Source organism: Kitasatospora sp. NPDC088264 (assembly GCF_040685715.1).
Classification (GTDB): Bacteria; Actinomycetota; Actinomycetes; order Streptomycetales; family Streptomycetaceae; genus Kitasatospora.
In genome coordinates this window covers 32,329-46,524 of record NZ_JBFBIR010000032.1, presented here as the reverse complement: position 1 = coordinate 46,524, position 14,196 = coordinate 32,329, and the positions used below count along the sequence as shown (strand labels likewise).

The following is a 14,196-nucleotide window of genomic DNA, read 5'->3' as shown; positions in this document are numbered from 1 at the left end:
GCGAAGGGCCGTGTCCACCCGAGCACGCGCGACGCCGTGTGCGGGCGCACCCGGCGCTTTCGCCCCGACCGACGTTTCCACCCCCTTCGAACCCACCCGCCACAACTCACCGCACACGAACTGACGCGCATTCAATTGCCCATCGGAGATGCGCGATTTGCTGGTGGTGCCCCGGTGGTACGGGGGGTCGCCGACCTCAAATTACCTACCCTTCCGGCCGAGCGGAAGGCCGCGTCATCCGGCCGTCTTCGCCCGCGTCCGGCCCGACCGACCTGGCCGGAACAGGGTGGAAGGCGCCACCGCCCGTGGTCGCCGCCGAGGCGAAACCACCACCGTCCGGATGACGCGCCCCGGGCCGATCACCGCGGGGCGAAATCCGCGAAAACCGCAGACGACCGAGTGCGGGCCCCTTCTCCGGAAATTCCGCGCCCGCCCGGTATTTCACTCCGATCCCCGTGCGGAATCCCGTTCCCGCGGTTCGGGCGGCAAGCCCGGATTCCGGACTCCTCCACGTAGGCCGGTACACCCACCGTGTCCCGCCGCTCACCCTTGGCGGCGCCGAGCCCCCTCCCGGACGATGACACCGCCGGTGACTCCTGCCGAGAACGGTGGGGCCGGTGAGGTGAAGGGAGTCCTCGATGAACGAGGAGATCGAGCAGGTCGTGGAAGAAGACCTCCCCGAACTCGCGCTGATGGTCGACGTCCCCTCGCGCGACTAGGGACCTGCGCGCCGTGCGGCGGGCCTTCGCGGCCCGCCGCACGTCCTTTGTCCGGGAGGCAGGTGCCAGTCCAGGAGCAGGGACCAGGAGCTGGGAAGGGAGAGCATGGACGTCGAACCGGACGCCCACGAGGCCGTCGAGGACCGGGCGCGGCTGCTGGAACGACTGCGCGCGGTGCTCGACCGGGCGGAGCTGCCGTCACCGCCGGGCGACGGACTGCGTCATCCGGCGGCCGTCGACGCCGTCCACACCGTGCAACAGGCACTGCGGTCCGGTCCGCTGTCCCCGGAGCTGCGGCGGGCGCTGGCGGCCCGGCTCGACCACGTGCCGCCGCCCGTCTTCGGCCCGGCCGAACCGCAGGACCACCTGAGCCGCAGTGTGGCCCGCGCGCTGCGGTCCATCCCGGCCCGCGCCGGCGCGGACGGCGCGCCGGTCACCGCCGACGCCGTCCGGTGGCGCGGGTCCGAGCGGGAGGCGCTGGCCCAGTCCCTCGGCCTGCTGGCACGGGTCTGGCCCGAGGCCGCGGCCGAGGTGCGGGAGTCGGTCACCGAGGTCGCGCTGCTGACGGGCGACGCCATCGACGGGTACACCGACTTCACCGTGCACGGTGCCGTCCTCGTCCACCGCGCGCGGCTGACGGCGAGCGCCGCCGGGCTGCCCGGTCCGGTGCGGTTCGCCGAGGCGCTGGTGCACGAGGGCGCGCACACCAGGTGCAACGCCGCCGCCCTCGCAGAACCGTTCCTGCTGCCCGACCGGCCCGCCGACCCGGACGCGCCGGGCCGGCACACCGACCTGCTGGTCGCCACTCCGCTGCGGGCCGACCCCCGGCCGCTGACCGGACTCTTCCAGCAGACCGTGGTCCTGGCGCGCAGCGTGCTGCTCTACCGGCGCCTCACCGGTCTGGGCCCGGCCGTCGACGCCCGGCACCAGGACCTGCTGGCCTCCGCGCACCAGGCCGTGACCACCCTGACCGCCCACACCGAGACCCTCACCGCGCACGGCCGGCGGGTGCTCGCCCAGTGCACCACCGTCCTCGGGGGGCCCGCGTGACGGCGTGGACGCCCCAGGTGTTCACCCCCTACCCCGACCAGCCGGAGCTGCTGTTCGCCCGCGTCGCCGCCCGGTCGCCCGCGTTCGAGGGCACGAGCGCCGCGGACGGCGCGCCGGTGCTGGTGGGCAGCGCCGCCGGGCACGACCGGGACCAGGTCGCCACCGGAGCCCGCGGAGAACTCCTGGAACGCCTCGGAAACGTGCTGGCCGGGCGCGAGGCCGAGACGGCCGCCGAGGTCGTCACCACCCACCGGGAGCTGCGCCGGCAGGGCGTACCCGCGCTGGCCCCGCCGGTGCGGCCCGACGCCCGCCGGCTGTGGGTGCGCGGTCGCACCGTCCGGGGCGCGGAGGTGCTCGTCCCGGCGGGCTCGGCCTTCCTGCAGCACCGCCCCCCGGCCGGCTGCGACGCCGCGCCCGCCGCTGGCTCCACCGGCATCGCCGCGCACCCCGACCCCGCCGCGGCGGCGCGGCACGCGGCCTGGGAGGTGCTCGAACGCGACCTGGTGCGCCGCAGCTGGTACGGGCTCTCCGACCGGCCGCCGAGCCTGCTCCCTGCCGTCCCGCCACCGCCGCTGGCCGCGTTCCTGCGGGCCGGTGAGCTGGTGGCGACCGCGTTCACCGTTCCCGCCCCCGCCGGAACCGCCTGCGCCGTCGTGTGCGTGCACCGGGCCGACGGCACCGGCCAGGCGTTCGGGGCCCGCTGCGGGCCGGCGGACACGATCGGGGCCCTGGTCGAGAAGGCGGCCTACGAGGCGGTGATGGTGCGCTGGAGCATGCGGACGCAGGTCGCGCGCCGCACCTGGGAGCGGTGGCACGGCGCCACTCCCCCCGCCACCGCCGTCCAGCACGCGCTCTGGACGTTCCACCGCCAGGACAGCCTGCGCCTGTGGGGTGTGCGGCCGCCCCCGGCCGGTCGGCCCGGCAGCGCCGGGCGCACCGGCCCGCAGCACGCCCTCGCCCGGCACACCGACCCGCAGCACGGCCTCGCCCGGCACACCGACCCGCAGCACGGCCTCGCCCGGCACACCGACCCGCTGCTCGTCCTCGCCGGGCACACCGACCCGCTGCTCGTCCTCGCCGGGCACACCGGCCAGGACGTGGTCCTCGTCGAGACCACCGCGAAACCCGCCCGCGACGCCGGGGTCCGGGTGGTTCGCGTGATCGCCCCCGGCACCCTCCCGCTGCCCTCCGGCCCCGGCCCCGGCCGCCCGCACCCCTTCGGTTAGGAGCCCCGTGAACCCCGCCCCTTCGGACCCCGCCCCCGTGAACCCCGCGCCCTTGAACCCCGTGCCCTTGAAACCCGCCCGTTCGGGCCCGCCCCCTTCGGACCCCGGGCCCGGCTACGCCACCGAGTTCGCGGAGACGTACGACCGCTGGTTCGCGAAGCCCGGCGTGAGCGGGGCGACGGTCGACGCGCTCACCGCCCTCGCCGGCGCCGGGCCCGTCCTCGAACTCGGCATCGGAACCGGCCGGTTGGCCCTGCCGCTGAAGGCGCGCGGGATCGACGTGCACGGAGTCGACGGCTCCGAGGGCATGGTCCGGCGGCTGCGGGCCAAACCCGGGGGCGCCGACATCCCCGTGACGATCGGCGACTTCGCCGAGGTGCCGGTCGCCGGGAGCTACACCCTGGTCTTCCTCGGCGGCGGCACGTTCTTCGAACTGCCCGACCAGGCCACCCAGGCACGCTGCTTCGCCAACGCGGCGGCGCACCTCGCCCCCGGCGGCCTCCTCGTCCTCGACGCCCACGTGCCCGAAGCCCTCGCGGCGGCCACCGGCCCCGAGGTCGTCGCGGAGGGCGACGACCACCTGGTGCTCTGCCACCGCCGGCTCGACCCGTCGACCCAGCGCTACCGCTCGCACTACGTCATCCAGGAGGACGGCCGCACCCGGCACCTGCACGTCGAGTTCCGCTACGCGGGCCACGGCGAGCTCGACCTGATGGCGGGCCGGGCCGGGCTTCGACTCAAGGAACGCTGGGGCGACTGGGCGGGAGCGCCCTTCACCCGCGACAGCGCCTACCACGTCTCCGTCTACGAACGCCCCTGACCGCCACCGATGGAGAGCCGCGTGAGCCGGACCGAACACATCGAGCCCTTCCCCTTCCCGCACCGGGACGGGCTCGAACCGCTCCCCGAATTCGCCCGGCTGCGCCGCGAGGAACCCGTCGTCCGGGTCCGGCTGCCCAGCGGCGACACCGCGTGGCTGGTGACCCGGCACGCCGACGTCCGCCGCGTCCTGGCCGACCCCCGCTTCAGCCGCGCCCGCGCGACCCGGGGAACGGGCCCCCGGATCAACCGCACGACCACGCTGCCCGACTCGATCCTGGCCGCCGACCCGCCCGACCACTCCCGGCTGCGCCGGCTGGTCTCGCCCGCGCTCAACGCCCGCCGGGCGGAGGCGATGCGACGCGGCATCGCCGTCCTGACCGGCGACCTGCTGACGGCCCTGGCACCGCGCCCGCGCCCCGCCGACCTCGTCGCGCACTTCACCCGGCCGCTGCCCCTGACCGTCATCTGCGACCTGCTGGGGACACCCCGCGTGGACGGCGACCGGCTCGACGCCTGGGACGACGCGGTGCGCAGCGTCACCGCCCTGACGGACGCCGAGGTGATGGCGGCCGTGGAGGAGATGACCGGCTACCTCACCGGGCTCGTCGCCGCCAAACGGGCCCACCCCGCCGACGACATGCTGAGCGCCCTCATCGCGGCCCGCGACGACGGCGACCGGCTGAGCGAGGGCGAACTGATCTCGTTCTGCATCGTCCTGCTCACCGGCGGCTACGGCACCACCTCGGACCGCCTCGCCGGTCTGGTCCACCTGCTGCTGGAACAGCCCGAACGCTACGAACTGCTGTGCCGCGAGCCCGCGTTGATCCCCGGTGCGGTCGAGGAGCTGCTGCGGTACGCGCAGGCCACCGTGGGCGCCAACCTGCGGGTGAGCACCGAGGACGTGGTGCTGGGCGGGGTGACGGTCAAGGAGGGCGAGGCGGTGATCGCGCTCACCTCGTCGGCCAACCACGACGAACGCGTCCACCACCGGCCCGACCTGCTCGACCTCACCCGGGACACCCCGTCACACCTGGCCTTCGGGCACGGCGCCCACTTCTGCGTCGGCGCGCAACTCGCCCGGGTCCAGCTCCAGGAGGCCCTGTCCGGTCTCGTCGCCCGTTTCCCGACCCTCCACGCGGCCGGCGCCCCCGACTGGAAACGCGGCCAGATCACCCGGGCCCCGCGCACCCTGCCCGTGGGGTGGTGACACCCGCACCCCGGGCCGGCCCGCCCCCCGGGGGATCACGGCCGCAGGAACGCCCGGCCGTCACCCCCGGTCACGGCTCCGCCCGCTCCGGTGCGCGTTGCAGGCGGAACGCGTCCGCGAGGACCGCCTGGGCCAGCACCCGGGCCGGGCCGCGCGCCGTGGTGCGCCCCGTGGTGAGGGCGAACTCGATGGTACCGAGGCTGGGCAGGCCCGGCTGGTCGGGCAGCACCCGCAGGCCCGACGGGATCAGGCTGCGGGCGTGCGGCACCACCCCGAGGCCGGCCAGCGCGGCGGCCCGGACCCCGGAGAGGCTGGTGCTGGTGCAGGCGATCCGCCAGGGCCGCCCGTCGCGTTCGCAGACCTCCAGGGCGCGGACCCGGGTGAAGCTGGGCGGCGGGTAGACGATCAGCGGCAGCGGCTCCGCCGGGTCCGTCCGGAAGTCCTCCGCCGCGATCCACACCAGCTTGTCCTGCCGCACCAGTTGCCCCTGTGAGCCGCCGCCGGGCGGGCGCTTGCCGAGTACCAGGTCGAGCCGTCCGTCGGCCAGCTGCTCGTAGAGCACGGCGCTGAGGCCGACGGTGAGTTCGAGGTCGACCTGGGGGTTGCTCCGCCGGAAGCTCCGCAGGATCTGCGGCAGCTCGGTGTGGGCGAAGTCCTCCGAGGCGCCGAACCGCACCCGCCCGCGCACCTGCGTCCGCGCGAAGTAGCCGAGCGCCTGCTCGTGCGCCTCCAGGATCGTCCGGGCGAAGCCGAGCATGGCCTCGCCCTCGCCGGTGAGCTGCACGGAGTGGGTGTCGCGCAGGAAGAGCTGCCGGTCGGCGGCCGTCTCCAGCCGCCGCACGTGCTGGCTGACCGTCGACTGCCGCAGCCCCAGCCGCTGGGCGGCCCGGGTGAAGCCGCCGGTCTGGGCCACCGCGAGGAAGGACCTCAACTGCACCGGATCGAACATCCGGCCATTCTATCCGCTGATATCACGGATCATGATGACAGTGAGTGCCGCCAGCGGGATTCACAATCACCCCGGCGGGCGGCAGGCTGGGGCCATCCCACCCGAACCGCCACCGCGGAGAACCATGCCTCGCCCGAACCACCCGCTCCGCTCCCACCTGCCCCGCCGCCCCGCCCGCCTCCGGGTCGACCCGTTCATCGCCGCCCTGCTGGGCACCGTGGCAGTGGCCGCCCTGCTCCCCGCCCGCGGCAGCGCCGCACCGGCCTTCTCGGACGCCGCCACCGGCGCGGTCGCCGTCCTGTTCTTCCTCTACGGCGCCCGGCTCTCCGCCCGCGAGGCCTGGGAGGGGCTCAGGCAGTGGCGGCTGCACGGCACCGTGCTCGCGGTCACCTTCGGCCTCTTCCCCCTGCTCGGGGTGGCCGCCCACCTGCTGGTGCCGGCGGTGCTGTCGCCACAGCTCTACCAGGGCCTGCTGTTCCTGACCCTGCTGCCCTCCACCGTGCAGTCCTCGATCGCCTTCACCTCCATCGCCCGCGGCAACACGGCCGCGGCGGTCTGCAGCGCGACCTTCTCCAGCCTCTTCGGCATCGTCCTGACCCCGCTGCTCGCCGCCGTGCTCCTGCACACCAAGGGCGGCGTCTCGCCGGGCACCGTGCTGGAGATCGCCGAACAACTCCTGCTCCCCTTCGCCGCCGGCCAGGTGCTGCGCCGCTGGATCGCCGCCTGGATGGCCCGCCACCGCGCCGTCCTCGGCCTGGTCGACCGCGGCTCGATCCTGCTGGTCGTCTACAGCGCCTTCAGCGCCGCCGTGGTGGGCGGGGTGTGGGGTGCCCTCTCCCTGCCCCGACTGGCGGCACTGCTGGGGGTGGAGGCGGCGCTGCTGGGGCTGGTCCTGACCGCGACGCTGCTGGTCGGCCGCTGGCTCGGGTTCGGCCGGGGCGACCTGGTCGCGATCGTCTTCTGCGGCTCCAAGAAGAGCCTGGCCAGCGGTGTCCCGATGGCCACCGTCCTCTTCCCGGGCCCGGCGGCCGGGCTGATGGTGCTGCCGCTGATGCTCTTCCACCAGCTGCAACTGATGGTCTGCGCCGTCCTGGCCCGCCGCTGGGGCGCGCAGGCCGAGGGCGCCGGGGCCACGGCACAGCCGACGGCCGCGCCGGCCCTCGACCACGTGGCCTGACGGACGCCGCGCGCCCTCAGCGGCCGACGACGTCGACGGCCGTTGAACCACTTCACGGTGCCGAGGTCGACCAGGGCCCGGCGCCCCTCCGTCGACCGGCCGGCCGCCGCCTTCCCGGTGTCCGCCCACGCCGGAGGGCCGGACCGCGGCGCTGGACCATTCGAGGCGTATCGGCGGGATCCCCGGGATGGCGACGGCCGGAATTCCTCGCGCCGTGCCACCGTCCCCCTTCGGCCCACCCCGCTCCGAGTGCGAGGGCCACACCCCCGGTCCGACGAAAGAAAGGGAATCCACGTGTCCGTACGCCGAAGCGCCGTCACCGTGTCCGCCGTTCTCGCCGCCGCCCTGTGCACCGCCGTGCCACCGGTCGCCGACGCCGCCCCGACGGCCGCCGCGGAAATCCTGAACTGCACCGTGAACGCCGCCGTCAACTTCAGCCCGCCGCTCTCGGCCGGCCCGGAGGCCACCACCGTGGCGATCGGCGGGACGGCGAGCGGCTGCCTCGACTCCCAGGGCGGCCCGACGGCCGTGACGGGCGGCACCGTCACCGCGACGCTCAAGTTCGGCACGCTCAGCTGCAACCCGCTGACGCCGCCGGCCATGGCGCCGGGTTCCACCGCGACCTTCACCTGGAACCTGAAGGACGGCACGCAGGCGAGCAGCACCATCACCGACATCGCCGTCGTCGACGTCGACGGGGCCGGGACCCTCACCGGCACCGTCACCGGCTCCTCCACCCGCCTGGCCGGGGAGAACCTGACCACCGTCCTCAACATCGACAGCGACCAGCCGATCCTGGACAACTGCGTCGACGTCCTGCTCGGAGTCGGCCAGCCCATCGCCCAGTCGACGCTGACCGCCGACGCCGCCTTCAGCTGACACCAGGCCGACCTGCCGTCCCTCCGCCCCTCCGTCCCGCCGACCTGTCGTCCCTCCGACCCGCGCAGGGCCACCCCGCACGTGGCGGGCCCTGCGCGCGTCGGCGCAACCACCGCACGTTGGCGTCGAGTTGTCACCACGCCTCCCGTCGTCCGACCACCGCCCCGGGTCAGCCCGCAGGGTCGGTGAGCCGGTAGACCGTGATGCCGGCGGCGCTCGCGACGGGGCGGTAGCCGGCGGCGGGGAGGGCGCGGAGGGCTTCGGCCTCGTCGCGGGCGGAGAGGAGCCCGTCCCGCGGGTGGTCGGCTGCCACCACCCAGTCGGGCCGCGCGCCGGGGGCGCCCGGGTAGCGGGGGAAGAGGTAGACCCGGGTGCGGCCGGTGAGTTGGGCCGCGAAGCCGTTGGCGGCGGCCACCTCGGCGCCGTCCGGGATCCGGCGCAGCAGCGCGCTCACCGCGTCGACGGTCGCGTCGCGCTGCCAGGTGGCGGGGCGGGCCAGCTCCGCGAGGGGCTGCGAGGGCAGGGCGGCGGCCGTCACGGCGAGCCCGACGGCCACGGAACCGCGGACCGTCCACCGCCGCAGGCCGTGCCGGGCCCGGAACCGGAGCCGAAGCCGGGTCAGGGCGTCGACGAAGGCGAGGAAGACGATCGGCATCAGGACGGCGCCGTAGTGGAAGTCCGTCCCCCAGTAGGACGGGTTGGTGGACCAGAAGCGCCAGCCCAGCGTCGGCAGGGCGAGCAGGATCAGCGGGGAGCGCAGCGCCAGGAACGCGGTGGGGGCCAGAATCGTGACGACGGTGTGCCACTTCTCGCCGGGCAGGAGCAGCCTGGTCACGGGGTTGCCGGCCGGGCCGTCGACGCTGGAGAGGTAGGTGTAGGCGCCGTCCGGGTTGAGGGCCGGGATGACGACCAGCAGCACCAGGAGCAGGGTGGCGGCGGAGAGCGCGACGACGCCCGCGCCCAGTCGGCGGCGGCCGTGCCAGAACAGGTAGCAGCCGATGACGGCGACCGTCGCCGCGAGGTCCTCCTTGACCAGCAGCAGCGGCAGGGCGAAGCCGACCGCCGACCGCCACTGCCGGAGCATCAGCCGCTCCAGAGAGAACGTCAACAGTGGTACGGCAAAGGCGATTTCGTGGAAGTCGAAGCCGACGGCCTGTTGCAGGCCGACCGACAGCCCGTACGCCACCCCGATGCCCGCGCCCGCCCACCGGCCGACCGCCCGCACCGCGGCCCTGGTCACGGGGACGGCGGACACGGCGACCAGCGCCGCCTGGGCGACCAGCAGGGTGAGCGCGGAGGGGAAGACCCGGTAGAACGGTGCGAGGGTGGCCAGGATCGGGTGGAAGTGGTCCCCGAGCAGGTGGAAGCCCGGCCCCTTCAGCTCGGAGACCGGCGCGCGGCCCTCGGCGTAGCCGCGGACGGCCTGCTCGAAGATGCCCAGGTCGAAGCCGTTCGTCCGCAGGTGCAGGTGACGGGAGACGGACAGCGCGGTGTAGGCGGCGAACAGCACGGCGGCGAGCGCCCAGGGCAGCAGGGCCGCCCCCGCCCCCTCGGCGGCGGGCCGCCGCCGTTCGGGCACGGGCCGGGTCTCGGCCGTGGCGCGGGCTGCACGGACCGGGCTCAGGGGCAACGGGGGCTCACTTGCGACGAGGCGGACGGGGGAGTGACCCCAGAAGCCTCCGACCAACCCGCTGAAGATCCGCTGAAGAAGTCTGAGCACACCTTCAGGAACCGTGACGCCCCCGTGCCCGCGTACGCGGGTGCGCTCGCGTGCGCGCGGTCAGGACACCGGTGCGCGGGGGGCGAAGTCCGGCAGGCGTTCCAGGCTGTCGGCGACCGCCGCGAAGCCGTAGTCGATCATCCGCCGCTCGTACCCGGCGACGGCGGTCAGCCCGGCCAGCAGCAGCTGGCGCAGCACGTGCCGGTCGACGGCGGTTCCCCCGTCCACCGCGCCGAGCCGGCGCAGCTCGCGCAACTGCTGGTCGACCACGCGCCGCTCGCCCGCCATCGGGCCCGTGACGGCCTCCAGCAGGGGGTGCAGCCGCTGCGGCAGGCACTGGCGCAGCGCGGCGCGCCCGTGCTCGTTCAAGCCGATCCGGAAGCCCTGGTACCGGCTGTGCGCCCCCTCCTCCCGCTCAAGGACCCGCACCTCCACGCCGGCCCGGAGCAGCCCGTGCGCCAGGCAGAGCCCCCCGAGCCCGGCCTCGGCCACCAACACCTTCGTGCCCACTCCCCCGTCTGTCGCGTGCCCTGCGGTCACCGCCCGCGATCCGCCGCGATCCGCCGTACCGCCAGCCTCCCCCACCGGCCTGGCACTTCGTCAGTGATCTTTTTTTCCCGAACCACATGACAACTGTCACTGCGCACGGCCCACCGGCCGGAGGCCCCGCAGGCCCCACGCGCAGACCGTCCGGTGACTGGAGGCGAACCGCCGGGCCCTGCGGCTCTCCAACCGCCACGACCGGCCCGAGGAAGGAGGCCGCCGACCAGGTCGGCGAGTTGACCCCCTGGTAGCGCCCGCGGGTGCTCGTCGCAACGTCCCGCCCCGGGGACTACTCCGCGCCGGGCGCCGCGTGATGGATCTCGGTGATCCTCGCAGCCGCGTCGAACCCGAGGACCGGGTCGGGGCGGTCGGAGAGCAGGCTCTCGTACAGCGGCCGGTAATGGGCCACCTTCCGGGCCGTCCGACCGTCCGTCCCGAAGGCGGCGAGCAGGTCACCGTCCCGGGCTGCGAAGCCGGTCATGGAGGTGTGGTCGATCCACACCTCCACGCCCGCCCGGCCGAAGACCAGACTGCTCTCCTTGCTGCTGGAGCCCGTGAGCCAGCTGCTGCGCAGACGTGCGGTGCCCGACTCGCCCCGGGACCGGTACTCGGCGATGCACCACGCGCTGGCGCCGCCGTCCAGTTGCCGGGCGGAGGTGAGCGCCGTGAGGTCGACCAGGCGGGTGAGCATGCTGAGCTGGTTCACCCCGGAGTCCATCCAGCTGGAGCCGTAGGACTCGTAGGCATCGGTGCCCTTGAGGACGTAGGGGTCGTAGAACGCGGAGGTGACGGCCGTGACGGGCCCCCACTCGGGGTGCTCGGCAAGCAGTTCCGCCGCCCAGCCGACCTCCGGAGAGAAGGCGAAGTGGTGCGCGGTGAACAACCGGCCCCGCACGTCGACCGCTTCGTCCAGCGCGCGGATCCGCCCGAGCGAGGCGAGGTCGTGGACGAGGGGTTTCTCGACCAGCACCTTGGCCGTGGAGAGCCGGAGAGCCTGGGCCGCCAGCTCCGCGTGCGTGTGCGTGGGAGTGGCGAGCACGAGCAGATCGGGTCGGTGCTCCGCGAGCGCGTCGTCCAGGCCGGCGTAGTGACGCGGGGTGGTTCCACGGAACGAGGGCGGTTCCGGCCGGTTCGGATCGACCGTGAACTCGACCAGTACATCGGCCCGTTCGGCCAGGACTGTGAGATGGGTCTGTGCGATGGTGCCGACGCCGACGAGGCCGACGCTCACGAGGTCAGTCATCAAACTCTGCTTTCTCCGGACGACTCGGCCGAGGTGCGGGGGCCGGGGAGAGTCATCGACGTGTCACCACCGCTGCCCAGCGACCCAACGACGCGACGGGGCCGTCCACCCAGCCGACGGCAGGCAGGTGCTCCGCGGCTGCGAGGGAGCCGTCGATCCAGGAGGTCGCGATGGGAACCCAGTAGGTGTTGCCTCCGGACGTACGGGTGCGCGCATCGAGCTCGGATCGCGTGCGACGAGCACCCTCGTGGTCACCGGCGAGGACGCCGAGGAGGATCTCGGCCACGTCCGCCAGGTTGTGGCCGCCCCGGTAAGCGATCCCGTCCGCAAGATGCCGGGTGTCTCCTACTGCGGACCGGGCAGCGCCGACGTCGCCGGCCATGGCGTGGGCCACCGCCTCGGCGGACCGGAGCTTGACCAGTTCGACGGGGTTGGGCACCAGGTCGAGCAGTTCCCGGGCCCGGCCCGCCGCGTCGGCGACGGCTGCCGTGTCCCCGGACCAGCAGGCGGTCTGCGCCAGGTTGGCGAGTGCCTTCGCCTCTGCGGCGGCCAGTCCCTCGCGCCGCGCCAGGCCGATCGCCTCGTGGTAGACGGAAGTCGCTTCCTCGAAGCGGGCGTTGACCCGCCAGATGTGCCCGGTCAGCCGGAGCCGTTCGCCTTCGTCCTCCGGGCCACGGACCGGTTGTTCATGCAGGGAGGCGAGAGCGGCCGCGAACCGCCCGTTGAGGTAGTCGAAGTCGCTGAGCCAGTAGCGGGCGGCCGCGTCGAACTCGCCCCCCACCAAGCCCCGGTAGATCTCCGCGGCCTGCGTGTAGTCGCCGTGGTTGCGCAGGGCGTGGGCGAGGTGGATGCGGACCAGCTGTGCCGTTCGGCCACCGTGCCGCACGCCTCCGGCCGCGCCGCCGAGCAACTCGATCGCCTCCTCGACGCGGCCGGTCCGGCGGAGCTGGACTCCCCGGATGGCGGCCCGGATCGCCCGGTACTCGGGGAGGCCCACCGGGGCGCCGGTAAGACCGGCTCCGAGCTCCGACCACTGGCCGGCCTCGACGAGTCGCTGCGTGGCCAGCGCCATCCAGTCGTCGAAGACACCGTGCTCGGCAGAGAGCTTGAGCCCGGTTTCGAGGGCTTGCGCCGTCGCCACCCGCCCGCCGGAGGCGCCCAGGCGTTCGCCCAGCCAGCTCAGCAGCCGGGCAGCGACCTCACTGCGGTCACGATCCGACCAACCGTCAGGAAGCGTCCGGTCCGCCTCGCCGATGGCCTGCCGCAACGCCACGTGCAACGCGTACGGGAACGCATAGGCGTCGTCGTGTGTCAGGAACGGTCGGCGAAGGAACCGTGCCACGCTCCCGTCGGAGACTCCGGGTTGACCGGCGCGCAGCAGCTCCGCGCCCACCCGGTCGGTGAGCGCGGCTGTTCGGACCAGGTCGCGTTCCTCCCGGGGGAGGTCCCTGATCGACCGGGTCGCGACGGCTGTGAACGAGCCGCCGAAGTCCGCCACGGAAGGTTGCCCACCGCGTGCCAGCAGGGCGGCGCAGTGGGAGACCGACAGGTCCAGGTACAGGGGAAGCCCCTGGCCGCCGGAGATGACGCGTTCCCGGATCTCCGCCGACATCGCGGGCTCACCGTCCCGGACGAGGGCCTCACGGAGATAGCTGTCCGCGTCGGAGTCCGACAGGTACCCCACGAGGTGCTGCCGTGGTTCGGCCGTGTCGTTGCTGAAGTGCAGATGGGGCCAGCACTCCGGGCCGGTGAAGTCCAGCTCGCCGCCCGCACCCGAGTCGGCCCAGTCGATCCGGTTCCGGCCGGTGATGACGAACAGCACGTTCGGCATCAGATAGGCGCAGCGCTGGACGAACCGTTCCACTGCGCGATCGGCCTGACCGTTGACCACCTCGAAGGTGTCGAGGAAGACGCACACCCGGGGCCGCCGGCCCGGCCGACCGCCCCGGGGCTGCCGTTCCAAGTCCCAGGCCAGCAGGTACGGGAAGTACGAGAGCGTCTCGTAGTCGGCGTCCGCCTCGACCAGTTCGGCGAACAGATCGCAGTCGGCCAGCAGCCGGCCCTCCCGCACCCGGTCCCGGACAGCGCGGTACGTGACCAGCGCGGCCCGGTGGGCCAGTCCGGTCAGACCTCCCAGACCACCCGGGTCGACCTGCTTCACGGCCTCCGCGATCTGGTCACCCAGCGCGATGCTCCGCGAGGCGCGCCGCAGCGCCGGCGAGGCGTCCAGGAACTCCTGCAAGGCCTCGCCGGGGTGGGCGCGAGCCCAGTAGGAGGCCAGTGCCAGGTCGAAGGCCGGCCAACGGCTCCCCAACTGGCCCAGGGCGGCCCTCAGACGCAGCAACAGGCTCTCGATGTCGCCGGCGCCCTCCTCCGAGAGATCGATCCGCACGGTCACCACGTCGTCGCGCTCCTTCTCCCGCGCTTCGGCGAGGAGGCGGCGCTCCAGCTCGTGGGAGAGCGTCGTCTTGCCTATGCCACCCACGCCGTAGAAGGTCAGCACATTGCGGCGGCCCTGCCCGCGGTCCACGACCGGCGAGACCTCGGCCTCGTCCAGCATCCGGTGAAGCTCGTCGACCGACCGGGCGAATGCGGCCACTTCGTCGACCCGGTTGGTGAAGACCTGCTGAGCCGTGACGGTGGACGAAAGGCCGCTCATGA

Annotated in this window: 11 protein-coding genes; 6 read left to right on the top strand and 5 right to left on the bottom strand. The window is 74.1% G+C overall.

What is annotated here, in order from left to right; genetic code table 11:
• Nucleotides 1–824 precede the first annotated feature (824 nt).
• The 4 genes from AB0O82_RS23680 (at nucleotide 825) to AB0O82_RS23665 (ending at nucleotide 5,024) form a co-directional block, all read left to right on the top strand.
• The gene (locus AB0O82_RS23680; RefSeq protein WP_363585931.1) at nucleotides 825–1,769 is read left to right on the top strand and encodes an HEXXH motif-containing putative peptide modification protein; all 945 of its coding nucleotides are present in this window, start codon (nucleotides 825–827) and stop codon (nucleotides 1,767–1,769) included.
• Entirely contained in the window at nucleotides 1,766–2,995 is a 1,230-nt protein-coding gene (locus AB0O82_RS23675) for a YcaO-like family protein (RefSeq protein ID WP_363585930.1), read from the top strand. The genes AB0O82_RS23680 and AB0O82_RS23675 overlap by 4 nt, the downstream gene beginning before the upstream one ends.
• A 61-nt stretch (nucleotides 2,996–3,056) precedes the next feature.
• Nucleotides 3,057–3,815: a class I SAM-dependent methyltransferase gene (locus AB0O82_RS23670; RefSeq protein WP_363585929.1), complete on the top strand. Its 759-nt coding sequence runs from the start codon at nucleotides 3,057–3,059 to the stop codon at nucleotides 3,813–3,815.
• A gap of 21 nt (nucleotides 3,816–3,836) precedes the next feature.
• A complete protein-coding gene (locus AB0O82_RS23665; protein WP_363585928.1) occupies nucleotides 3,837–5,024 on the top strand; it encodes a cytochrome P450 in 1,188 nt (395 codons plus the stop codon).
• 70 nt (nucleotides 5,025–5,094) lie between these two features.
• Here the strand turns inward: AB0O82_RS23665 and AB0O82_RS23660 are convergent, their stop codons facing one another.
• On the bottom strand, nucleotides 5,095–5,973 hold the full coding sequence (locus tag AB0O82_RS23660) for a LysR substrate-binding domain-containing protein (RefSeq protein ID WP_363585927.1): 879 nt from the start codon (nucleotides 5,971–5,973) through the stop codon (nucleotides 5,095–5,097).
• 124 nt (nucleotides 5,974–6,097) lie between these two features.
• Between AB0O82_RS23660 and AB0O82_RS23655 the strand changes: the two genes are divergently transcribed.
• Both AB0O82_RS23655 and AB0O82_RS23650 read left to right on the top strand, forming a co-directional pair.
• The gene (locus tag AB0O82_RS23655) at nucleotides 6,098–7,150 is read left to right on the top strand and encodes a bile acid:sodium symporter family protein (RefSeq protein WP_363585926.1); all 1,053 of its coding nucleotides are present in this window, start codon (nucleotides 6,098–6,100) and stop codon (nucleotides 7,148–7,150) included.
• 294 nt (nucleotides 7,151–7,444) lie between these two features.
• A complete protein-coding gene (locus AB0O82_RS23650) occupies nucleotides 7,445–8,029 on the top strand; it encodes a hypothetical protein (protein WP_363585925.1) in 585 nt (194 codons plus the stop codon).
• A gap of 169 nt (nucleotides 8,030–8,198) precedes the next feature.
• Here AB0O82_RS23650 and AB0O82_RS23645 read toward each other — a convergent pair whose 3' ends face one another.
• The 4 genes from AB0O82_RS23645 to AB0O82_RS23630 all read right to left on the bottom strand — a co-directional run bounded on the left by AB0O82_RS23645 (nucleotide 8,199) and on the right by AB0O82_RS23630 (nucleotide 14,194).
• A complete protein-coding gene (locus AB0O82_RS23645) occupies nucleotides 8,199–9,608 on the bottom strand; it encodes a DUF2079 domain-containing protein (protein ID WP_363585924.1) in 1,410 nt (469 codons plus the stop codon).
• A gap of 201 nt (nucleotides 9,609–9,809) precedes the next feature.
• Nucleotides 9,810–10,259, bottom strand: coding sequence for a hypothetical protein (locus AB0O82_RS23640; RefSeq protein ID WP_363585923.1), 450 nt, complete (start codon nucleotides 10,257–10,259; stop codon nucleotides 9,810–9,812).
• 322 nt (nucleotides 10,260–10,581) lie between these two features.
• A complete protein-coding gene (locus AB0O82_RS23635) occupies nucleotides 10,582–11,535 on the bottom strand; it encodes a Gfo/Idh/MocA family oxidoreductase (RefSeq protein ID WP_363585922.1) in 954 nt (317 codons plus the stop codon).
• 52 nt (nucleotides 11,536–11,587) lie between these two features.
• Nucleotides 11,588–14,194: a hypothetical protein gene (locus AB0O82_RS23630; protein WP_363585921.1), complete on the bottom strand. Its 2,607-nt coding sequence runs from the start codon at nucleotides 14,192–14,194 to the stop codon at nucleotides 11,588–11,590.
• Between the last annotated feature and the right edge of the window lie 2 nt (nucleotides 14,195–14,196).